Origin of the sequence: Pseudomonas sp. R3-18-08 (genome assembly GCF_003852065.1) — a bacterium.
Taxonomy (GTDB): domain Bacteria; phylum Pseudomonadota; class Gammaproteobacteria; order Pseudomonadales; family Pseudomonadaceae; genus Aquipseudomonas.
On the sequence record NZ_CP027729.1, the window covers coordinates 3,040,334 to 3,061,379 of the forward strand.

Consider the following 21,046-nt stretch of genomic DNA (forward strand, 5'->3'; position numbering starts at 1 on the left):
TTACAGCAAACCGCCGCCGTCGATATCGATCACGGCGCCGGTCATGAAGCCGTTTTCCATGGCCAGCACATACCCTGCCGCCACTTCCTGCGCCTGCCCGACGCGCCCAACCGGCAAGGCCCCACCGGCCTTGGCAAACATCGCCAGACGCTGCTCTTCGCCAAGCCCGGCGTACGCCGGCGTATCGATCACCCCGGGGCTGATCACGTTGACGCGGCGCGGCGCCAGTTCCTTGGCCAGCTGCTTGCCCAGCGCTTCGGTGGCGGCATTGATGCCGACCTTGATGAACTGTCCCGCAACCAATTTGCGCCCCAACTGGCCGGAGGTCAGGCTGATGCTGCCGTGCTCATGCAGAAACGGCAGTGCCTGTTGAATCGCACGCAACGCGCCCCAGAGTTTCACATTGAAGTTGGCCTGGGCTTCGTCCAGGTCGGTGTCGATCAGGGTTTTGGCGTTGACCGAAGGGCCTGATGTGTAAACCAGATGATCAAAGTGCCCCACTGTTTCGAACAGGCGTTGCAAGGATGCGCTGTCGCTGACATCCACCGGCTCGCTGCGCATGCCGTCGTGCTGCGCCGAGGTCAGGCGGCGCCCCGCCACCACTACCTGCGCACCCCGCTCGGCCGCCGCTTTGGCGACGGCTGCACCGATGCCGCTGCTGCCGCCGATCACGATAATGGTTTTGCCGCGAAGAGACGTTGTCATGGGAAATGTCCGGTTGAGGAAGTGAGCGTTCATCTTCCACGCTTGGTAATCGGAGAAAAATCCCGGTAAAACGACAAGATCTTTAAAGGAATTTTACAAATGAGTTCGATCCTGGACCTTGAAGTGTTCGTGCGCACCGCCGATGCGGGCAGCCTGTCTGCTGCGGCACGCGGGCTTGGCCTGACCCCGGCAGCGGCCAGTATTGCCCTCAAGCGCCTGGAAACCCGCCTGGGCCTGCGCTTGTTCGCCCGCTCCACCCGCAGCATGCGGCTGACCGAGGAAGGCCGGCGTTATCTGGACAGCGTGCGTGTTGCGCTGGCCGCATTGAATGAGGGTGAACAGGCGCTCAAGCAGCAAAGCCAGGGCCTGACCGGTTTGCTGCAAGTGGCGGCACCGTCGGATTTCGGGCGCAATGTGGTGCTGGGTTGGCTGGACGCCTTCAAGGCCGAACACCCGAACATCCGTCTGCAACTGATGCTCAACGACAGCAACGCCGATCTGTTTCGCGAAACCGTCGACATCGCCCTGCGTTTTGGCGTGCCGCAGGACTCCAGCCTGGTCGCCCTGCCTATTGTCTGCGACCACCATCGCGTCGCCTGCGCCAGCCCCGCCTACCTGGCGCGCTACGGCACGCCGCAGCATCCCGCGCAGCTGTCACGACACAGCGCGTTGCGCTACATGCGCCAAGGCCAAGTGAGCAATACCTGGCGCTTTCGCCAGGGCGCGCAGGTGGAAGACGTCGAGGTCAGCGGCGACTTTCTCAGCGACGACGGCGAGGTCGTGCGCCGTTGGGCCCTGGCCGGCCACGGCATCGCCTATAAGGCCCGGCTGGATGTGGTGGGCGACCTGGCCGCCGGCCGGTTGGTGGCATTGTTCGATGAGTGGCAAGGCGAACCGGCGCCCTTCAACCTGATGTGTCCCCATCGCCTGCAGGTATCGGAACGGGTGAAAGTGCTGCAGCGTTTTCTACAGGTGCGCTGCCAGACGTTGCTGAGCGCATGAAGAAACACACACAGGGCTTGTTCCAGAGCGTTGGTGTCTGGTATTGCATTACCCACGTTTGCCTGCCATGAGGAGCTTTGCATGATTTACCGCACGTTGGGCCAGTCCGGGTTGAAGGTCAGCGCACTGACACTGGGCACCATGATGTTTGGCGAACAGACCAGCACCGAAGACTCGTTGCGTATCATCGACAAGGCCTGGGATCAAGGCATCAACTTTATCGACACCGCCGACGTCTACACTGGCGGGCGCTCCGAGGAGATCGTCGGCGAGGCGATCGCACGCAACCGCCAGGACTGGGTGGTGGCGTCGAAGGTCGGCTTCGGCCCGGCAGATGGTGTGCCCAACCGCAATGGGCTGAGCCGCAAACGCCTGTTCAACGCGCTGGAGGCGAGCCTGGCGCGCTTGGACACCGATTACCTGGACATCTACTACCTGCACCGCGAGGATCACGACACGCCGCTGGAAGTCACGGTATCGGCGATCGGCGACCTGATTCGCCAGGGCAAAGTGCGCTACTGGGGGTTATCCAACTACCGTGGCTGGCGTATCGCCGAGGTCATCCGCGTGGCCGAGCGCCTTGGCGTTGACAGGCCCGTCATCAGTCAGCCGTTGTACAACATCGTCAATCGCCAGGCCGAGGTCGAGCAGATCACCGCCGCGGCCGCCTATGGACTGGGCGTGGTGCCCTACAGCCCGTTGGCGCGTGGCGTGCTCAGCGGCAAGTACGCCCCCGACCTGACACCTGAACCGGGCAGCCGCGCGGCACGCCAGGACAAACGCATCCTGGAAACCGAATGGCGCGTGGAATCGCTGCGCATCGCCCAGCAAATCCAGCAATACACCCAGGGCCGTGGCGTGGGCATGGTTGAGTTCGCGATTGCCTGGGTGCTGAACAACACGGCTGTGAGTTCAGCGATTGTCGGCCCGCGCACCGAGGCGCAGTGGGATGCATATACCGGGGCATTGGCGGTAGAGATCACGGCGCAGGATGAGGCGTTTGTCGACTCACTGGTGACGCCGGGGCATTCGTCCACGCCGGGCTTCAATGACGTCGGGCATTTCGTGTCGGGCCGAATGACGCCGTCTCGCTGACCACCGGAACGCGTTCAAACCGCGGCTTACACGAAAATTTACGCAAGCCCGCCCCAAAACAGCGCAGCGCTTTAACGCTAAAAGCACCATAATCCTCTGCTGGAATTGGATCTGAATCGGCTTTCGCGAGGACAGCGTGTCTAAAGGTGTTGCGTTATCGGTATTCGCCTCGGTGTTGTTCGCCGTGATGTATTACTTCACGTCCCTGCTCACACCACTGAGTGGCCTGGAAATTTTCGGCTGGCGCATGTTGCTGACCGTGCCCTGCATGACCGTGTTCATGGTAGTCAGCGGCGAATGGCGGCGGGTGTGGGAGTTGCTGCGTCTGCTGGCGGCCAGGCCGCGCTTGATCGGCGGCGTGCTGGTGTCGTCCGCGTTGCTCGGCGTGCAGTTATGGCTGTTCATGTGGGCACCGCTCAATGGCCGCAGCCTGGATGTGTCGGTGGGGTATTTCCTGTTGCCGCTGACCATGGTGTTGACCGGGCGCCTGGTCTACGGCGAACAGTTGTCGCGCTTGCAGCAGATCGCCGTGGTATTTGCCGCATTGGGTGTGCTCAACGAGCTGTACCAGGCCGGCGGTTTTTCCTGGGCGACCCTGGTAGTGATCATCGGTTACCCCGTGTATTTCGTGGTGCGTAAATACCTGACCACCGATCATCTGGGCGGCCTGTGGCTGGACATGGCGTTGATGCTACCGGTGGCCTGGTGGTTCGTGCAAAGCGGTGAACAGGGCTTTGCGGTACTGGATGCACAGCCCAAGCTCTACGCGTTGATACCCATGCTGGGCGTGATCAGTGCTTCGGCGCTGGTGAGCTATATCATCGCCAGCCGTTTGCTGGCCTTCAGCCTGTTCGGCCTGCTCAGTTATGTGGAGCCGGTGTTGTTGCTGGCAGTCGCGCTACTGCTGGGTGAAGGCATCAAGGGCGGGCAATGGCTGACCTATATCCCGATCTGGCTGGCGGTGATGGTGCTGGTGTATGAAGGATTCAAGCACTTGGTGCGTCAGCGCAAGGCTTGACTCGGTCAAAAATGTGGGAGGGGGCTTGCCCCCGATAAGGCAGTGTCAGTCAGCGCATATGTGACTGAGCCACCGCCATCGGGGGCAAGCCCCCTCCCACATTTGATCGCTGTTGTGTCAGGGATTATTGCTTAGTCAGCGGTCAACACACCGCGACGCACCTGATCACGCTCAATGGACTCGAACAACGCCTTGAAGTTGCCCTCGCCGAAGCCATCGTCGCCTTTACGCTGAATGAATTCGAAGAACACCGGGCCCATCAGGGTTTCCGAGAAGATCTGCAGCAGCAGGCGCTTGTCGCCCTCGATCGAGGAGCCATCGAGCAAAATGCCGCGCGCCTGCAGTTGGTCCACCGGTTCGCCGTGGTTCGGCAGGCGGCCTTCGAGCATCTCGTAGTAGGTGTCCGGCGGCGCGGTCATGAAGCGCATGCCGATCTTCTTCAGCGCGTCCCAGGTCTTGACCAGGTCGTCGGTGAGGAACGCCACGTGCTGGATGCCCTCGCCGTTGAACTGCATCAGGAACTCTTCGATCTGGCCGGCGCCCTTGGAGGACTCTTCGTTCAACGGGATGCGGATCATGCCATCCGGCGCGCTCATGGCCTTGGAGGTCAGGCCGGTGTATTCGCCCTTGATATCGAAGTAGCGCGCTTCACGGAAGTTGAACAGCTTCTCGTAGAAGTTGGCCCAGTAAGCCATGCGGCCGCGGTAGACGTTGTGGGTCAGGTGATCGATCACCCTCAGGCCGGCGCCCTGCGGGTTACGGTCGACGCCTTCGAGGTAGACGAAGTCGATGTCATAGATTGAGCTGCCTTCGCCAAAACGGTCGATCAGGTACAGCGGCGCGCCGCCGATGCCCTTGATCGCCGGCAGGTTCAATTCCATCGGGCCGGTGTCGATATGAATCGGCTGGGCCCCGAGTTCCAGGGCGCGCTTGTAGGCTTCCTGCGAGTTCTTCACGCGAAAAGCCATGCCGCACACCGACGGCCCATGCTCGGCGGCGAAGTACGAGGCAAGGCTGTTGGGCTCATTATTGAGGATCAGGTTGATCTCGCCCTGACGGAACAGGTGCACGTTCTTGGAGCGGTGGGTTGCAACCTTGGTGAAGCCCATGATCTCGAAGATCGGCTCCAGGGTGCCCGGGGTCGGCGAGGCGAATTCAATGAACTCAAAGCCCATCAGGCCCATCGGGTTTTCGTATTGGTCGGTCATATTCGGTGCCTCATCATGCTTTGGGTAATAGCTAGTTATTTACTAGCTATGTGGTTATTCGCGAGCAAGGATGAGGTCAGCGGGTGGCGCACAGGAAAGGCCTCGCACGCTGCGGGCGAGGAAGTCACCAAAGATGAGGGGCGAACCGAGTTGCTTCATGGTGTCATCAGTCTCTGACGGCGAGGCTTGCGTGAGCGCAAGTCCATATTCTTGTATGCGTAAATCGATTCTACACAGCGTAACAGTGTTTGTCCGTACTCTTATCAAATCTCCATTGCCTTGCCTTGCGCAAGGGGTTTGTTACACAGGTAAATGCCCAGCAGGATCACACTGCCGCCAAGCAGCATGGGCAGCGTCAGGTGTTCGCCAAGTAACAACGCCGCGCAAATGACGGCGGTCAGCGGGTTGAGCGCAATGAACACGCCGGAACGCGTCGCGCCGATGCGCCGAATGCCATCGTAATAGCCGATATAGGCCAGGGCCGAGCCCATTATGCCCAGGTACCCCAAGCTGGCCCATTGCGACACATGCAGCACGCTCAGGCCCGCCAGGGTCATGCGCCCGGTGACAAGGGTCGCGGCCAGGAGCATCACCGTGCCCAGCAGAATTGACCATGTCACGGTTTGCAACGGCCCGAGGCTGTGATTCAACTGGCGCGAGCCCAATGAATAGACGCCCCACCCCGCGACGCAGCCGAGTATCAACAGATCGCCGCGCCAGGCATCCACATTGCCCTGCAGCAATTGCGGGTTGCGACTGATAATGACAGCCGCCGCCCCGCCCAGGCACAACGCAATACCCACGCACTTGGCGCGCTCCAGGCGCTCGTTGAACAACCACCAACCCGCCAGGCCGATCACGGCCGGGTTCAAGGCGACAATCAGTGAAGCCCGCGACGCATTGATGTAATGCAACCCATAGAAAAAGCACAAGTTGTAGAAAAAAATCCCGAAGAAACCCAGCGTCGCCAATTGCACCCATTGCCGTGGGCTCGGGCAGGTCAATCGGACCCGGGCGAACAGCATGTACAACGACAACGCTACGCTGGCCAGCACAAAGCGCAAGCTTGCCGCGAGCAACGGGTCTACCTGATCGGCCAGGTAGCGCCCGGCAACGAAGGTTCCGCCCCAGATAACGCTGACAGCGGCAAGCTTGAGATAAGTGAAACCATCAGCAATGCGGCGCATAAATTTGCTCGAAGAATAAGGGAGAGCCTATTCTTCAAGTAATGACCAATCATCGTAAAATGAGTCTTTTCTCATGACCCTGACCCAGTTGGAAATCTTTTCCCTGGTAGCTGAACTGCAAGGCTTTACCAGCGCCGCTCACCGCCTGGGTATCAGCCAGTCGGCGGTGTCCCATGCGATCAAGGCACTGGAGCAGGAGTTGGGTGTGGAATTGTTCCGACGTCACCAGACCCTGGTTGAACCGAGCGATATCGGCGTGCAATTGCTGGGGCGCGCCGTGCCATGCTGGGCCTGGCCAACACGTTGCAGCAGGAAGCCGCCGACGCCCGTGGCATGAAGCGCGGTACGCTGCGTATAGGCTCGTTCGGGCCCACTGCTTCAATCCGCTTGCTGCCCAACATCCTCAGCCACTTTCGGCAGGCTTTCCCAGGCATAGAGGTACACGTCGACGAAGGCCCCGACCGGCAGGTCATACAGTGGCTGGATGAGCGGCGGGTGGATGTCGGGTTTGTCGTTTTGGAGCAGGACCGCTTCGATACCGTGGCGCTGTTGCAGGATCAATGGGTAGCGCTGTTACCGGCCGGGCATCGGTTAACCGCCCAGGTCGCGCTGCCCCTGCAAGCGTTATGTGATGACCCGTTTATCCTGACTGAAGCCGGATCGTCGGAATGGGTCACGCACCTGTTCAGCCAGGCCCGATTACAGCCGAAGGTGCGTTACCGCTGCGCGCAGTTGCTCAGCACGCTGGAAGCGGTCAGCCGTGGCGACGGACTGAGCATTGTCGCACAGGCATCGCTGCCGGCAGCCATCGATCCGCGTTATGTGGTGCGGCCATTGGCGCCTCAAGTGCCGCGCCAGATTGGTCTGGCTGTGCTCGACCGTCGCCAGTCATCACCCGCGACACTGGCGTTCATTGCAGTGGCGCAAAAGTTGTATCCCGCCCCGGTTTGAACTCGATCAAGCGCTGTTACGTTTTGCCAAGCACCGTGTGGCAATGCCATCTATTATCGGCATAGTCTCCCCCCTTTTCTGCATGGCTGCCCCTCTATGCCCCTGACCTCCAAAGGCCCACGAAGCCGAGTCGCCCGCTATTCGTTCAGCGCAGTCTGCGGCCTGCTTCCCGTTTTGCTTGGGGTGGTGATTCTTTATTGGCAGGCCGAGCGCACTCTTGAGCAAAGCACCGCTCAAACGGCGCAGGAAGCCGTGCGCCAGTTCGACTTGATGCTCGACAACACCGCCGCCGCCGCCCAAGCGCTGTTACCACTGGCCGGCTTGCCGTGTGATAAGGCCGCGAAGCTGGCACTGCGTGAGCAGGTCACTCGTCGGCCGTTCGTGCGTGCCACCACCCTGTCCTGGCAGAGAAACATTTATTGCAGTTCGTTGTTTGGCAGCGGTTATGAGTCGCCGGTCAACCCGGATGACTACGTTGACGGCAATTTGTGGTTGATGAACGGCAACCCCGTCACGCCGGATACCGCGCTGCTGGTTTACCGGCTGGTCGATGGCGATCGAGCCGCGTTTGCCTCGATTGACGGCTATCACCTCACCAATGCCTTGCGCCTCATCAGCCGCTATGCCTTCCTAGTGCTGAAGGTCGGCCCCCATTGGCTGGACGCCGGGGGCAAAGTGCATACCAGCGCGCCACCGACGTTTGCCGTGGCCCGGCACTTTTTGGCCTCCAACCGCTATCCCTACAGCGTTGACGTGGGCATGCCCGAGGGTGAGGTGTGGCGTTATATGCAGGCGCGTTACCCGGCAGTGTTCAGTCTGGTGGTGTTTTTTGGGGTGCTGTCCGGCGTCCTGGCCCATTGGCTGCAAAAGCGCTCTTCGGCGCCAACCCACGAGTTGCAACGGGCCCTGGGCGCCAACGAGTTTATTCCCTATTTCCAGCCGGTGGTGCGCGGCGACACTCGCCAATGGGCCGGCTGCGAAGTATTGATGCGCTGGAAACACCCTAAAGAGGGCCTGGTGCGGCCAGACCTGTTTATCCCCCTGGCCGAGCACTGCGGACTGATCGTGCCCATGACCCGCGCCCTGCTCCGCCAGACCGCCGCGCAATTGGCGCCGCATGCTGCGCACTTCAGCCCGGGTTTCCATATCGGCGTGAACATCACCGCACGCCATTGCCTGGACCTGGACCTAGTGGACGATTGCCGGGAATTCCTCGCAGCCTTCCCGCCCGGCCAGGTCACCCTGGTCCTGGAATTGACCGAGCGCGAGCTGATCGAACCCACCGACATCACGCGCCGCCTGTTCGACGCTCTGCACCAGTTGGGTGTGATGATCGCAATCGACGACTTCGGCACCGGGCATTCCAGCCTGGGCTACTTGCGCAACTTCAATGTGGATTACTTGAAGATCGATCAAAGCTTCGTCGCTATGATCGGAGCGGATGCGCTCTCCCGGCATATTCTCGACAGCATCATAGAACTGTCCGCCAAGCTCGACCTGGGTATCGTGGCTGAGGGTGTGGAAACCGCGCAACAGTGTGATTACCTCATTGCAAAAGGCGTGGACCTTTTGCAAGGTTACCTGTTCGGCCGTCCGGTACCCTGCGATGAATTCATTAAGGCGTTGACCCGCCATTGAATAACCATCGACTTTAGATGAAACAATCTTATTTAGACAAAGACATGATTTACTCGAAGTGGATTAACCACTACAATTTTTCGTGCCGGCGATACACTCATGCAGGTGTTTTCGTTGAGTTAGCTTAATCCTCTTGGCTTAAGGCTTTCTTCGCAGTAGCTATCAGCTAACTACACTATTGGAGTACAGATTTTGTCCAGACTCGCCGAATTTCGCGCAGCAGAAAAAGCCCTTCAAGAGCAGCTCGCCCAGCTGGAATCGCTGAAGAACGACGCCGGGCTGAAGAAAGAAATCGAATTTGAAGAAAAACTTACAAAGCTGATGAGCAGTTATGACAAGAGCCTGCGCGATGTGATCGCCATCCTTGATCCAAACCCGGGCAAATCGGCTGCAGCAGCCGTTCGTGCGCCGAAACAGCGCCGCGCACGTGTGGTCAAGGTTTACCAGAACCCGCATACCGGCGAGCTGATCGAGACCAAAGGCGGTAACCACCGCGGCCTTAAAGCCTGGAAAGAAGAGCACGGCGCAGCCACTGTAGACTCTTGGCTTCGCGGTTGATTAACATGCACTAACAGAAAGCCCCGCTTACGCGGGGCTTTTCGTTTATAGGTTCACAAACGAAACTAACTTAAGTTCACATTCGTTCGCCTAGAACCTTTCAAAGTTTGAGGCTATCACGCACCGAACTGACCTCATCTTTGCTGGCCTCGTACGCTTGCGCCTGGCCCGCATATGAAAACACGTAGGCTTTATCGACATCCACTGCCCCCACTAGTGTTTGCGACAGCACATGTCGACCGTTCTCGGTAATCACACAGGTAGTTTCCAGCGCCTCAAGACGGCTCAATGTAGCGGGGTGCATTTTGGTGCACACGCTTTGATAACCACCCTGGGCAAAATCTTTCTGGATGGATTTACGCATTTCCAGCAAAACGCCTTGAAGATTGACGTTATGCCCAGCCTCGATCGGCGTACCGGTCAACTCCATCACCATCAAGGTCTTGCCATTTTCATCATTTTTGATCGCGCGCTGTCGCGACACGGCCTGGGTCCTCCCGGCTGCGTTGCCATCGGGTTCAACTTCCTCGACCTGCCAGCCGCTGGGCCAATGAATTTCCGGCTCGGCCGCCAGTACGAACGGGCTGCCCAACACTAAGCACAACGTAGCCAATAACGGTTTACGAAACTCGATCATTGCCAAAAGCATCCAAGGTTCCAGCACCAAAGTTTGCGGCCCGAGCCCCGCCCCTCGCAAGGGCCGCGTGAGCTTTTTCATTTGGCGCGATCGGCAGGCCTTGCGTATCATGGCTCGGCTGCACGGATGCTTGCCGCAAGCCAAGGGACCGCTTTGCCCCATTTTTTTCTGGAGGGCCCATGAGCCTGCACGAACTGAACACCTTTCCCGGCGTCACTGCCCAACCGGATACCGCCACCACCAACTTCGTGTTCAACCACACCATGTTGCGGGTCAAGGACATCACCAAGTCGCTGGATTTCTACACCCGCGTCCTGGGGTTTTCCCTGGTTGAAAAACGCGATTTCCCGGAGGCCGAATTCAGCCTGTATTTCCTGGCCCTGGTGGACAAGGCACAGATCCCGGCTGACGCTGCCGAGCGCACCCAGTGGATGAAGTCGATCCCAGGCATTCTGGAACTGACCCACAACCACGGCACCGAAAACGACGCCGACTTCGCCTACCACAACGGCAACACCGACCCGCGTGGCTTTGGCCATATCTGCATCTCGGTGCCGGATATCGTTGCGGCATGCGAACGCTTCGAGGCCCTGGGCTGCGATTTCCAGAAGCGCCTGAGCGATGGCCGCATGAAAAGCCTCGCCTTCATCAAGGACCCGGACGCTTACTGGGTTGAGATCATTCAGCCAGCACCGCTGTAAAACAAAAACCCCATGATCGCTCATGGGGTTTTTTATTTGCGCGCTGTTTTTACGCCGGCGCGGACGTGCGGATCAGATGGTCGAACGCGCTAAGGGAAGCCTTGGCGCCCTCACCTACCGCGATGACAATCTGCTTATACGGCACGGTCGTCACATCACCGGCGGCGAATACACCCGGCAATGAGGTCTCGCCGCGCGCATCGACGATGATCTCGCCGCGAGGCGTCAGTTCCACGGTGCCTTTGAGCCAGTCGGTGTTAGGCAGCAAACCGATCTGCACGAAAATGCCTTCCAGGTCGATGGTCTTGAACTCGCCGCTGTCGCGGTCCTTGTAGGCAAGACCGGTGACTTTCTGGCCATCGCCTTTGACTTCACTGGTCAACGCGCTGGTGATCACATCAACGTTGGGCAGGCTGTGCAGCTTGCGCTGCAACACAGCGTCAGCGCGCAGCTTGCTGTCGAACTCCAGCAACGTGACGTGGCTGACAATGCCGGCCAGGTCGATGGCCGCTTCGACGCCGGAGTTACCGCCACCGATCACTGCCACGCGCTTGCCCTTGAACAGCGGGCCATCGCAGTGCGGGCAGAAGCACACGCCTTTGGCCTTGTATTCCTGCTCGCCCGGCACACCCATTTCACGCCAGCGCGCACCGGTGGCCAGGATCACAGTCTTGGACTTGAGCGTCGCGCCGCTTTCGAAGCGAATTTCGTGCAACTCACCGGCATTCTTCGCGGGTACCAGGCTGCTGGCACGCTGCAGGTTCATGATGTCCACGTCGTACTGACGTACGTGGGCTTCCAGGGCGCTGGCCAGCTTCGGGCCTTCGGTTTCCTGGACCGAGATAAAGTTCTCGATGGACATGGTGTCCAGCACCTGGCCACCAAAACGCTCGGCGGCCACGCCAGTACGAATGCCTTTGCGTGCCGCGTAGATCGCGGCCGATGAACCCGCCGGGCCACCGCCGACAACCAGCACATCAAAGGCATCCTTGGCACTGATTTTCTCAGCCGCTTTTTCGATACCGCTGGTGTCGAGCTTGGCGAGGATTTCTTCCAGGCCCATGCGGCCCTGGCCGAAGTTCACACCGTTGAGGTAAACACTGGGCACCGCCATGATCTGGCGCTCATCGACTTCGGCCTGGAACAGCGCGCCGTCGATGGCCACGTGGCGGATGTTGGGGTTAAGCACGGCCATCAGGTTCAGCGCCTGGACCACGTCCGGGCAATTCTGGCACGACAGCGAAAAGTACGTCTCGAAGCTGAACTCGCCTTTCAGCGCGCGGATCTGTTCGATCACTTCGACACTGGCCTTCGACGGGTGGCCACCGACTTGCAACAGGGCCAACACCAAGGACGTGAATTCATGGCCCATGGGGATGCCGGCGAAACGCAGGCTGATATCGGCACCCGGGCGGTTGATGGAGAACGACGGCTTGCGCGCATCGTTGCCATCGGTGTTCAGGGTAATCAGCGTAGAGAGGCTGGTTACGTCCTGCAAAAGAGCGAGCATTTCCTGGGATTTCGCACCGTCGTCGAGGGAGGCGACGATCTCGATCGGCTGGGTGACCCGCTCCAGGTAAGATTTCAACTGAGCTTTAAGATTGGCGTCCAACATACGGGCGATTTCCTTTAATTGCGGGTATAAAAAAACGCCCGAGCGAATCTCGCCCGGGCGTTTTTGAGGGCGGTTGCAGCTTACTGGGTAGGTGCGGATACCCGCCCTTGGGACTTCACAGACTTAGATCTTGCCGACCAGGTCCAGGGACGGAGCCAGGGTGGCCTCGCCTTCTTTCCACTTGGCTGGGCACACTTCGCCTGGGTGGGCAGCGACATACTGAGCAGCCTTGATCTTGCGCAGCAGCTCGGAAGCGTCACGGCCAACACCGCCGTCGTTCAGTTCAACGATCTTGATCTGGCCTTCCGGGTTGATCACGAAGGTACCGCGGTCTGCCAGGCCAGCTTCTTCAATCAGCACGTCGAAGTTGCGGGAGATGGTCAGGGTTGGGTCGCCGATCATGGTGTACTGGATCTTGCCGATGGCTGGCGAGGTGTTGTGCCAGGCAGCGTGGGCAAAGTGGGTGTCGGTGGACACGCTGTAGATTTCGACGCCCAGTTTCTGGAATTCGGCATAGTTGTCAGCTAGGTCTTCCAGTTCAGTCGGGCAAACGAAGGTGAAGTCGGCTGGGTAGAAGAACACTACGGACCACTTGCCTTTCAGGTCAGCGTCGGTCACATCGACGAAGCTGCCGTTTTTGAAAGCGGTGGCTTTAAACGGTTTTACTTGGCTGTTGATGATAGGCATCGTTGACTCTCCGTCAGGGGTTAAGAAGTTGATGAGGTGAATCCTACCCACTCCGACCGACGATGGCTCATTGGCAAACCTGATGCTGACGATTGGTTTTCCCTATCAGGCAGCTGTATTAATAGAAGAAATCTCACAGCAGCGGTTGAGTCGCCAGGGTCATGCCGAGAAAGGGCGTCGCTTCAACATAGCGCATGGCCGATTTCATGTCGCTCCAGCCGACGTAGCTCATCAATGACTTCAAATCCCAGCCGCTGCGATGGGCCCAGGTAGCGAAGCCGCGTCGCAGGGAATGACTGGTGTACTGCTCGGCGGGGATGCCTGCGCGCTCCAGGGCTTGACGCAATAAGGGGATCACGCTGTTGGGGTGCAGCCCCTCCTCCCCCAGATTGCCCCAGCGATCGATCCCGCGAAACACCGGGCCACGTACCAATGCCGAGGCACTGAGCCATTCGCTATAAGCCTGTACCGGGCACAAGCGCAACAGCGCGGGGGTGTGGTAGGTCTTGCCGAGGTTATCGCGGTCACTTTTGCTGCGCGGCAAGTACAGGCTGATGCCGGCCCCGGGTACTGCCTGGACACGCTCGATGCTCAAGCGACACAGCTCATCGCTGCGAAAGCCGCGCCAGAACCCCAGCAGGATCAGCGCCGTGTCGCGTTTGGCGCGCAGTAATCCGGGTTGATCCTGGTTTTCAGCGGCTTGCCTGGCCTCATTTTCAAGCGATGCAACCACCTGCTCCAGATGCGTGAGCTGCAATGGCTGCGCTTGCCGCTCCTGCGCCGGGTGCACGGCGCGGATGCCCTTGAGCACCTTGCGCACCACCGGCGCTTTGGTCGGGTCGGCAAACCCCTGGCTGTTATGCCACTGCGCCAAGGCCGAGAGCCGCAACTTCAAGGTGTTCACCGCCAGCACGCCCGCATGCGCCACCAGATAGCGCGCCACGCTGTCGCTGGTGGCCGGCAGGAACCCACCCCAACTGACTTCGAAATGCTCGATGGCCGCGCGGTAGCTACGGCGGGTGTTATCGCGGGTAGCAGCATTGAGGTAACGGTCAAGATCACTCATGGCAGGGCCTATTCGTACTGCGAACGCCTGGATCGACGCTAAAAACGCTAATGACACGGGATAATACGCCAATATCCCATCTGTTAAATAATGAATTTAAAGAGCTTTACAGCCGTGATACAGTATGTATATACATATCATGTACCACAGTACGAAATCGACGGAGACCCCATGGCACGCGGCGGTATAAACAAAGCAGTAGTTCAAACGGCACGCCTGGCAATCCTCGCCCGCGGTGAAAACCCCAGCATCGATGCTGTACGCATCGAGATGGGCAATACCGGCTCAAAAACTACGATCCATCGCTATTTAAAGGAGCTGGACGAAAGCGAAACCCGGCAAACCATCATCGAAGCGCCTATCGACGATGAGCTGGGTGAATTGGTGGCACGCCTCGCACAGCGCCTGAAGGAGAAGGCTCAGGAGCCCATCGACCTCGCCCTGGCGCAGTTCGAACAGCAGAAAAGCGCCCTCCTCACTCAGCTTGAAGCGCTGCAGGAGTCCCATCACCAGTTGCAACAGCAGTTTGATATCCAGGCCGCTGCCCTCGCCGAGGAAAGCGCCGCCCTGCACACCGCCAGCACCAGCCTGCAAGCCGAGCAAACGCGTAACGCCGGGCTAAGCCAGGCGTGCAGCGATTACGAACTGAGGATCAACGACAAGGACGAGCAGATTCGCTCCCTGGAAGACAAGCACCTCCACGCCCGCGATGCGCTTGAGCACTACCGCAATGCCGTCAAGGAGCAGCGTGAGCAGGAGCAGCGTCGCCATGAAGGCCAGTTGCAGCAGGTACAGGCCGAACTGCGCCAGGCCCAGCAGAGTGCACTGGTGCGTCAGGATGAAATCACCCAGTTGCATCGAGACAACGAGCGCTTGTTGATCGAGCATCGGGTGACTGCCAAGGAGCTGAGCGCACTGCAGGAGCAGGGGCGCAAAGACCAAGGCTTGCGCATCGAGTTGAACGAGAAAATCAACCAGGTCGACAGCGAGCGCACGCTGCTTCAGGAGCGCTTGCGGGTTGCGCTGCTGGAAAGTCAGTCACGAAAGGACGCGCTGACTGAACATCAACAGGCCAACAAGGCGCTGGAACTGGACCTGATCAAGGCCCAGGCCAGCATTGAAGCGTTGCGCCTGGCCGCCGTCGTTGCAACGACGCCAGAAGCGACGCCCGAGACCTGATCAGCCTGCCACAGGCGTGCGCATGGTGACGAACTCTTCCGCCGCCGTCGGATGCACGCCAATGGTCTCGTCGAAATGCTGCTTGGTCGCGCCAGCCTTCAGCGCGATCGCCAGGCCCTGGACGATTTCGCCGGCGTCGGGCCCGACCATGTGGCAGCCCAGCACTTTGTCGGTGTCGGCGTCGACCACCAGCTTCATCAAGGTCTTTTCCTGGCAGTCCGTCAGGGTCAGCTTCATGGGCCGGAAACGGCTTTCGAAGATCTGCACCTTGTGGCCGTTCTTCTTCGCCTCCTCTTCCGTAAGGCCCACCGTACCGATATTCGGCAGGCTGAACACGGCCGTCGGGATCATCGCGTAATCCACCGCTCGGTATTGCTCAGGCTTGAACAGGCGACGCGCCACCGCCATGCCTTCGGCCAGGGCCACCGGGGTCAACTGCACGCGGCCGATCACATCACCGATGGCCAGGATCGACGGCTCGGCGGTCTGATACAGATCGTCCACGCTGACAAAGCCACGCTCATCGAGTGTGACACCGGTGTTCTCCAGGCCCAGGTTGTCCAGCATCGGGCGGCGGCCGGTGGCGTAGAACACGCAATCAGCTTCCAGCACGCGACCGTCTTTCAAGGTGGCCTTGAGGCTGCCATCGGCTTGCTTGTCGATGCGCTCGATATCGGCATTAAATTGCAGGTCGAGGCCGCGCTTGGTCAGCTCTTCCTGCAAATGCTTGCGCACCGCGCCATCGAACCCGCGCAGGAACAGGTCGCCGCGGTACAGCAACGAGGTCTGCGCGCCCAAGCCATGGAAAATGCCCGCGAACTCAACGGCGATGTAGCCACCGCCCACTACCAGCACGCGCTTCGGCAGCTCTTTAAGAAAGAACGCCTCGTTGGAGCCAATGGCATGCTCGCGCCCTGGTATCTCGGGGATCTGCGGCCAGCCGCCCGTGGCGATCAGGATATGTTTGGCGCTGAAGCGCTCGCCGTTGATTTCCACCTGATGGGGATCAACCAGACGCGCATGCCCTTCGTGCAGGGTTACGCCGCTATTGACGAGCAAATTGCGATAGATGCCGTTGAGACGGTTGATCTCGCGGTCTTTGTTGGCGATCAGGGTCGCCCAGTCAAAGTTCGCCTCACCCAACGACCAGCCAAAACCGCTGGCCTGTTCGAAGTCTTCGGCAAAGTGCGCGCCGTACACCAACAGCTTTTTCGGCACGCAGCCCACATTCACACAGGTACCGCCCAGGTAGCGGCTTTCCGCCACGGCCACCTTGGCGCCAAAGCCGGCGGCAAAGCGCGCCGCGCGAACACCGCCGGAACCGGCGCCAATTACATACAGGTCAAAATCGTAGGCCATTTCATTCTCCTCGGCAGGCCATCAGCATACCGACTTACATGGGGCTGAAAAACGAAAAAGCCACCCGAAGGTGGCTTTCACTTGAAACAGATGAGCAACGCTAAAATCAGTAAGCCTTGCCAGTCTTGTAGAAGTGCTCGTAGCAGAAGTTGGTGGCTTCGATGTAGCCTTCAGCGCCGCCGCAGTCGAAACGCTGGCCTTTGAACTTGTAGGCAATCACGCAACCGTCTTTGGCTTGCTTGAGCAGGGCGTCGGTGATCTGGATCTCGCCGCCTTTGCCTGGCTCGGTTTCTTCGATCAGCTTAAAGATGTCCGGGGTCAGGATGTAACGGCCGATGATCGCCAGGTTCGACGGTGCATCTTCCGGCGCAGGTTTTTCGACCATGTCACGCACGCGGATCAGGCCATCACCAATGTCGTCACCGGCGATCACGCCGTACTTGTTGGTTTCCGTCGGGTTGACTTCCATCACTGCAACGATGGTGCAGCGGTATTTCTGGTAGAGCTTGACCATCTGGGTCAGCACGCCGTCGCCTTCCAGGTTCACGCACAGGTCATCGGCCAGCACCACGGCGAACGGTTCATCACCGATCAGCGGGCGACCGGTGAGAATGGCGTGGCCGAGGCCTTTCATCTGGGTCTGACGGGTGTAGGAGAACGAGCATTCGTCGAGCAGCTTGCGGATACCGACCAGGTATTTTTCCTTGTCGGTGCCCTTGATCTGGTTTTCCAGCTCATAGCTGATGTCGAAGTGGTCTTCCAGCGCGCGCTTGCCACGGCCGGTCACGATGGAGATTTCATTCAAGCCGGCATCCAGTGCCTCTTCGACGCCGTACTGAATCAGTGGCTTGTTCACCACCGGCAGCATCTCTTTGGGCATGGCTTTGGTCGCTGGCAGGAAGCGAGTGCCGTAACCGGCTGCTGGGAACAAGCATTTCTTGATCATATGAGTCCTTACAGAGGGCTGTGCGTACGGAATTCGGCGCAGTCTAATCAGGCCGCAGTCACCTTACAATGGGTCCTGCTGGCGCCGCGATGTCATCATAGAGAAAATATGTCGGCGTAAGTTCCGCTGATCTTTCAACAGGCAGACGGACCGGCGCCTGGGTGTTGATGTTTCCAGAGGCTGCACCCTTTGTAGCACGCTTTTCGGCACCGGGCACCGGGCTTGAATTACTTGGGCAAACCCCGTGTATTTGCGGCTATCATTGCACCCTTGAATCAGCTCACGAGATTGCTAATTAGATGTCAGAACCAAAAGGCGTAAACGGCTACCTGATCACCCAACGTGCGGACGGCTGGCACCTGATCAACTTTCATGGCGACAGCGTCGCAGGCGTTTTCGAGACCGAAAGCATGGCGATTGCGGTTGCCGAAGTGTTCGTCGATGAAGCAGGTCATGCGTCGAGCAAGCGGCCAAAAGGCAAATAAGCCGCGCTGCCTTGCATCAAAAGCCCCGCCAAGCGGGGCTTTTTTGTGTTTGGCTGTACCTAGATGGCAGTTCGCTATAATCTTCCGCCAACGCCCCACAATAGTGTCAGCGCTCCCCTCAACACCTTCGAAGACGATTCTCTATGAACAAAATCCTGGCACTCACTGCGGTATTGGCGCTGGCCGGCTGCACCACCACGTCGGACACTTATCTGAAAAATGGTGAACAAGGCTTGACCATCGACTGCTCGGGCGAAGCCAACTCATGGGCCAGTTGCTATGAGAAAGCTGACGCCTCGTGCGCGGGGACTGGCTACCGTATCGTCGGCACCGACGGCACCCCATCACTCAAGGAAAGCGAACAGACCCTGGGCAAAGACGTGGGCAATTTCAAAAGTCGCAGCGTAGTGGTGGTGTGCAAGTAAGCCGTAGCACTAAAGATGAACTTCGGCGAACTTGATCCCCAGGCTGCGCAGGATGTCGATCAAGTCATCCAGGCGCGGAAACGACTCGACCTCATCCTGATCGTCCACCAGGAAGTAACTGCGGCCGTCACTCTTCTTGAAAAAGACGATCCACTCGCCCAGGTCGGCGGGGTTCTGGATGACGTGGGTGGCCGTGATCTGACCTTCAGCATGGCGGGCTTTGACGTGTTCTCGCTTCATAATGGGCGTTCCAGGCAGGGCATGCCGCTCAGACCCAGGGTTTGAGCGGCATTTTTGTAGGCGGTGACCGACAGTTTACCGGATGCCTTGCCCGATCAACACGCCGTCTACCGTCTGGCCATAGAGATTGACGCCATCATTGGCGTGAAACTTGATGCGAGTCTTCTCTATCGATCCCTCGACCAGCCTCGGATCCTGGGGCCGCTCGTGGCTGTTGATGTACGCCGCGACATCCCATGCCTGCTGATCGCTCAAGCTGCCGATCTTGCCCAGCGGCATATTGTGCTTGATGAAGGACGCTGCCGTGTTGATCCTGTGCATACCGGCGCCCCAATTGTAGGAATCCTTACCCCATAACGGCGGCATGACATAACCCTCGCCCACCTTCTGCCCCTGCCCTTCAGCGCCATGGCACACCGCGCATTGCCCGTTGTACACCTGCGCGCCCTGGGCCAGGTCGTAGCCTTTAGCCGGTTGCGCCACCTCGGGATAGCCGCGCCCGGGTAATTCAACCCCCAAGGGCGCTTTGCTGGAGAGCCAGTAGGCATACACCGACAACGCGGTGATCTCGGGACTGTCCGCCGCCGGCGGAGTACCGCCGTTCATGCTGAACTGGAAGCAGCCCTGCAAGCGTTCGGCAAAGGTATTGACCTTGTCATTCTTCTTGCGATAAGCCGGGTACATCGGGTAAGCACCCCACAATGGCGCCGAGTTGGCCATGCGGCCTTGGTCGAGGTGGCAATTGCTGCAGTTGAGCCCGTTGCCTACAAATTGTGGTGCCAGGCGCTTGGTGTCGACGAACAAACCATACCCCTGCCTGACCAGCTTGCCATAGGCATTGTCCGGCAGTTCGCTTTCCTGAGGGGGTTGAAAGGCAGGGGCATTGGGGTGCGTAGCGGCCCGCAATTGGGACTGGTCTTCCATAGCGATCGGCGTGGCATGGGCGGGCACTGCCATCAACATCCCCATCAACATGAGCGCCTTCATGGCATGGCCTCCAGCGGTAATGAGGCGAAGTACTGGGCCACGCCCTGCACCTCATCCGGGGTCAGGGATTTGGCGATGTGCCCCATCAGGTCATTGGGATCGTCGCGCCGTGTGCCGTTCTGCCAGGCGCTCAATTGCGCGGCCAGGTACGCCGCCGGCTGGCCGGCCAACGGCGGGAATGCATCCCCCACACCGACACCGGAAGGGCCATGACAACTGACGCACGCGGGAATCTGCCGCTCCCATGCCCCTTGCAGGGCCAGTTTCTGTATCGGGTTGGCAGGCATTTCGCTGCGGGGCATCCTGGCGGTCAAAGGGGCTGGCATCGCGGCCACAGCCTCGCTTAGCGCGGCGATTTCGGCGTCAGTGAGCGCCTTTGCCAACGGCTGCATCACCGGATTACTTCGCGCCCCACTGGCAAAGTCCGACAATTGCCTGCGCACGTATTGTGCGGGCAATCCCGCCAACCTGGGGAAACCTGCCGCCGCAAGCCCCAGCCCATCGGCGCCATGACACGCCACACAGGGCATCGCGCCAGGCTGCGAACCGCCCTCGGTATAAATTGTGTTGCCGTCGAGCGCGTAGGCATTACCCAACAGCAGCCATAACGCGCTTCCCACCAGTGCTCGTTCCAGAGACATCATCACAGCTCCATCTTTATGGTTATAAGCTTCGGCATAAAAAGCATAACCATGCAGATAGTATGGGAATGAACCCTGCGTCACAACACCCTGAAACAGCCAAAAAAAAGCCCCACCCTGTAGGAGCGAAGGTGCTCGTGCCTACAGGGTGGGGCTTTTATCGGGTTCAGTGCGTGGGATACGCCTTGGCTTAACCGGAAATGCAATCTTCCCCGGCTTTCTTCACATCGCCCGGCCGGATCGGAACATTGGACATGCTTTCATAAAGCTTGATGCTGCTACCGCTGGAGCGGTCCTCGATTTCGAAGATCGCCGACGGATCGGCCGAGAACTTCTGCGGCACGATCACTTGAAAACCCTCTTTATGGGGTTCGATCTGCGGTGGACGACGTGTCGCCTCCAATTTGCGCACTATGCACGCAGCATATTCCTGCGGCTTTTTCCCGGAAATGACCACCAACGTAGGTGGGGTCTGCTTGATATCTGCAACCGAAGCACAGCCACCTATCGCCAAGGCCAGCACCAACACACTCCACTTCATACTAAAACCTCCGATAAAGACCCTACGACAGCGGGCGCAGGAGATTTCTCCCGCAGATGTAGGATTTATCTCTGAAAACTCGGTAAATAACTGTTTTAAATTGTCGAAGTCGTCGACGACGACCCGATAATAAACGCGCTGAGGCTGATAAACTCCATCTTATCCTACGTATCGT

22 protein-coding genes and 1 pseudogene are annotated in these 21,046 nt (G+C 59.1%); 10 read left to right on the forward strand and 13 right to left on the reverse strand.

The window, feature by feature from the left end; all coding sequences use genetic code 11:
• The gene (locus C4J92_RS13805) at nucleotides 1-705 is read right to left on the reverse strand and encodes an SDR family oxidoreductase (RefSeq protein WP_124404243.1); all 705 of its coding nucleotides are present in this window, start codon (nucleotides 703-705) and stop codon (nucleotides 1-3) included.
• A gap of 99 nt (nucleotides 706-804) precedes the next feature.
• On the opposite strand from C4J92_RS13805, the gene C4J92_RS13810 reads away from it, so the two are divergent.
• From C4J92_RS13810 to rarD, 3 genes are all read left to right on the forward strand, one after another.
• Complete coding sequence (locus tag C4J92_RS13810; protein WP_124404244.1) at nucleotides 805-1,707, forward strand: LysR family transcriptional regulator; 903 nt, start codon at nucleotides 805-807, stop codon at nucleotides 1,705-1,707.
• Between the two features lie 81 nt (nucleotides 1,708-1,788).
• Entirely contained in the window at nucleotides 1,789-2,802 is a 1,014-nt protein-coding gene (locus C4J92_RS13815) for an aldo/keto reductase (RefSeq protein ID WP_124404245.1), read from the forward strand.
• Nucleotides 2,803-2,938: 136 nt separating this feature from the next.
• Nucleotides 2,939-3,820, forward strand: coding sequence for an EamA family transporter RarD (gene rarD / locus C4J92_RS13820; protein ID WP_124404246.1), 882 nt, complete (start codon nucleotides 2,939-2,941; stop codon nucleotides 3,818-3,820).
• A 131-nt stretch (nucleotides 3,821-3,951) separates the two neighbouring features.
• On the opposite strand, the gene hppD is transcribed toward rarD, so the two are convergent.
• Together hppD and C4J92_RS13830 are read right to left on the reverse strand one after the other, a co-directional pair.
• A complete protein-coding gene (hppD, locus tag C4J92_RS13825) occupies nucleotides 3,952-5,028 on the reverse strand; it encodes a 4-hydroxyphenylpyruvate dioxygenase (protein WP_124404247.1) in 1,077 nt (358 codons plus the stop codon).
• A 263-nt stretch (nucleotides 5,029-5,291) separates the two neighbouring features.
• Nucleotides 5,292-6,215, reverse strand: a complete 924-nt coding sequence (locus C4J92_RS13830) for a DMT family transporter (protein WP_124404248.1) — start codon at nucleotides 6,213-6,215, stop codon at nucleotides 5,292-5,294.
• Between the two features lie 73 nt (nucleotides 6,216-6,288).
• Here C4J92_RS13830 and C4J92_RS13835 point away from each other — a divergent pair.
• The 3 genes and pseudogenes from C4J92_RS13835 to C4J92_RS13845 all read left to right on the forward strand — a co-directional run bounded on the left by C4J92_RS13835 (nucleotide 6,289) and on the right by C4J92_RS13845 (nucleotide 9,362).
• Nucleotides 6,289-7,166, forward strand: a pseudogene (locus C4J92_RS13835) (LysR family transcriptional regulator).
• A 96-nt stretch (nucleotides 7,167-7,262) separates the two neighbouring features.
• Nucleotides 7,263-8,804 (forward strand): EAL domain-containing protein, encoded by a 1,542-nt coding sequence (locus tag C4J92_RS13840; RefSeq protein ID WP_124404249.1) that lies wholly within the window; start codon nucleotides 7,263-7,265, stop codon nucleotides 8,802-8,804.
• A 192-nt stretch (nucleotides 8,805-8,996) separates the two neighbouring features.
• Nucleotides 8,997-9,362, forward strand: coding sequence for a histone-like nucleoid-structuring protein, MvaT/MvaU family (locus C4J92_RS13845; RefSeq protein ID WP_124362963.1), 366 nt, complete (start codon nucleotides 8,997-8,999; stop codon nucleotides 9,360-9,362).
• Nucleotides 9,363-9,462: 100 nt separating this feature from the next.
• Here C4J92_RS13845 and C4J92_RS13850 read toward each other — a convergent pair whose 3' ends face one another.
• Entirely contained in the window at nucleotides 9,463-9,999 is a 537-nt protein-coding gene (locus tag C4J92_RS13850; protein ID WP_124405805.1) for a DUF4946 domain-containing protein, read from the reverse strand.
• A gap of 179 nt (nucleotides 10,000-10,178) precedes the next feature.
• Here C4J92_RS13850 and gloA point away from each other — a divergent pair, with 179 nt between their 5' ends.
• Nucleotides 10,179-10,700 (forward strand): lactoylglutathione lyase, encoded by a 522-nt coding sequence (gloA, locus tag C4J92_RS13855; RefSeq protein WP_124362964.1) that lies wholly within the window; start codon nucleotides 10,179-10,181, stop codon nucleotides 10,698-10,700.
• A gap of 49 nt (nucleotides 10,701-10,749) precedes the next feature.
• Here the strand turns inward: gloA and ahpF are convergent, their stop codons facing one another.
• The 3 genes from ahpF to C4J92_RS13870 form a co-directional block, all read right to left on the reverse strand.
• The gene (ahpF, locus tag C4J92_RS13860; protein ID WP_124404250.1) at nucleotides 10,750-12,315 is read right to left on the reverse strand and encodes an alkyl hydroperoxide reductase subunit F; all 1,566 of its coding nucleotides are present in this window, start codon (nucleotides 12,313-12,315) and stop codon (nucleotides 10,750-10,752) included.
• Between the two features lie 123 nt (nucleotides 12,316-12,438).
• Nucleotides 12,439-13,002: an alkyl hydroperoxide reductase subunit C gene (gene ahpC / locus C4J92_RS13865; RefSeq protein ID WP_003191303.1), complete on the reverse strand. Its 564-nt coding sequence runs from the start codon at nucleotides 13,000-13,002 to the stop codon at nucleotides 12,439-12,441.
• Between the two features lie 133 nt (nucleotides 13,003-13,135).
• Nucleotides 13,136-14,068 (reverse strand): site-specific integrase, encoded by a 933-nt coding sequence (locus C4J92_RS13870; RefSeq protein WP_124404251.1) that lies wholly within the window; start codon nucleotides 14,066-14,068, stop codon nucleotides 13,136-13,138.
• A 171-nt stretch (nucleotides 14,069-14,239) separates the two neighbouring features.
• On the opposite strand from C4J92_RS13870, the gene C4J92_RS13875 reads away from it, so the two are divergent.
• Nucleotides 14,240-15,247 (forward strand): DNA-binding protein, encoded by a 1,008-nt coding sequence (locus C4J92_RS13875; RefSeq protein WP_124404252.1) that lies wholly within the window; start codon nucleotides 14,240-14,242, stop codon nucleotides 15,245-15,247.
• Here C4J92_RS13875 and gorA read toward each other — a convergent pair whose 3' ends face one another.
• On the reverse strand, nucleotides 15,248-16,606 hold the full coding sequence (gorA, locus tag C4J92_RS13880; protein WP_124404253.1) for a glutathione-disulfide reductase: 1,359 nt from the start codon (nucleotides 16,604-16,606) through the stop codon (nucleotides 15,248-15,250).
• 106 nt (nucleotides 16,607-16,712) lie between these two features.
• Complete coding sequence (gene galU, locus C4J92_RS13885; protein WP_003173830.1) at nucleotides 16,713-17,552, reverse strand: UTP--glucose-1-phosphate uridylyltransferase GalU; 840 nt, start codon at nucleotides 17,550-17,552, stop codon at nucleotides 16,713-16,715.
• 299 nt (nucleotides 17,553-17,851) lie between these two features.
• Between galU and C4J92_RS13890 the strand changes: the two genes are divergently transcribed.
• The gene (locus tag C4J92_RS13890) at nucleotides 17,852-18,037 is read left to right on the forward strand and encodes a hypothetical protein (protein WP_003173828.1); all 186 of its coding nucleotides are present in this window, start codon (nucleotides 17,852-17,854) and stop codon (nucleotides 18,035-18,037) included.
• Between the two features lie 143 nt (nucleotides 18,038-18,180).
• Nucleotides 18,181-18,462 carry a hypothetical protein gene (locus tag C4J92_RS13895; protein ID WP_124362970.1) on the forward strand — a complete coding sequence of 94 codons (282 nt, stop codon included), beginning with the start codon at nucleotides 18,181-18,183 and terminating at the stop codon, nucleotides 18,460-18,462.
• A gap of 9 nt (nucleotides 18,463-18,471) precedes the next feature.
• Here C4J92_RS13895 and C4J92_RS13900 read toward each other — a convergent pair whose 3' ends face one another.
• The 4 genes from C4J92_RS13900 to C4J92_RS13915 all read right to left on the reverse strand — a co-directional run bounded on the left by C4J92_RS13900 (nucleotide 18,472) and on the right by C4J92_RS13915 (nucleotide 20,871).
• Nucleotides 18,472-18,702, reverse strand: a complete 231-nt coding sequence (locus tag C4J92_RS13900) for a hypothetical protein (protein ID WP_124404254.1) — start codon at nucleotides 18,700-18,702, stop codon at nucleotides 18,472-18,474.
• 75 nt (nucleotides 18,703-18,777) lie between these two features.
• Nucleotides 18,778-19,689 (reverse strand): c-type cytochrome, encoded by a 912-nt coding sequence (locus C4J92_RS13905; protein WP_124404255.1) that lies wholly within the window; start codon nucleotides 19,687-19,689, stop codon nucleotides 18,778-18,780.
• Nucleotides 19,686-20,333 (reverse strand): c-type cytochrome, encoded by a 648-nt coding sequence (locus C4J92_RS13910; protein WP_124404256.1) that lies wholly within the window; start codon nucleotides 20,331-20,333, stop codon nucleotides 19,686-19,688. The genes C4J92_RS13905 and C4J92_RS13910 overlap by 4 nt, the downstream gene beginning before the upstream one ends.
• A 187-nt stretch (nucleotides 20,334-20,520) precedes the next feature.
• Complete coding sequence (locus C4J92_RS13915; RefSeq protein ID WP_124404257.1) at nucleotides 20,521-20,871, reverse strand: hypothetical protein; 351 nt, start codon at nucleotides 20,869-20,871, stop codon at nucleotides 20,521-20,523.
• Between the last annotated feature and the right edge of the window lie 175 nt (nucleotides 20,872-21,046).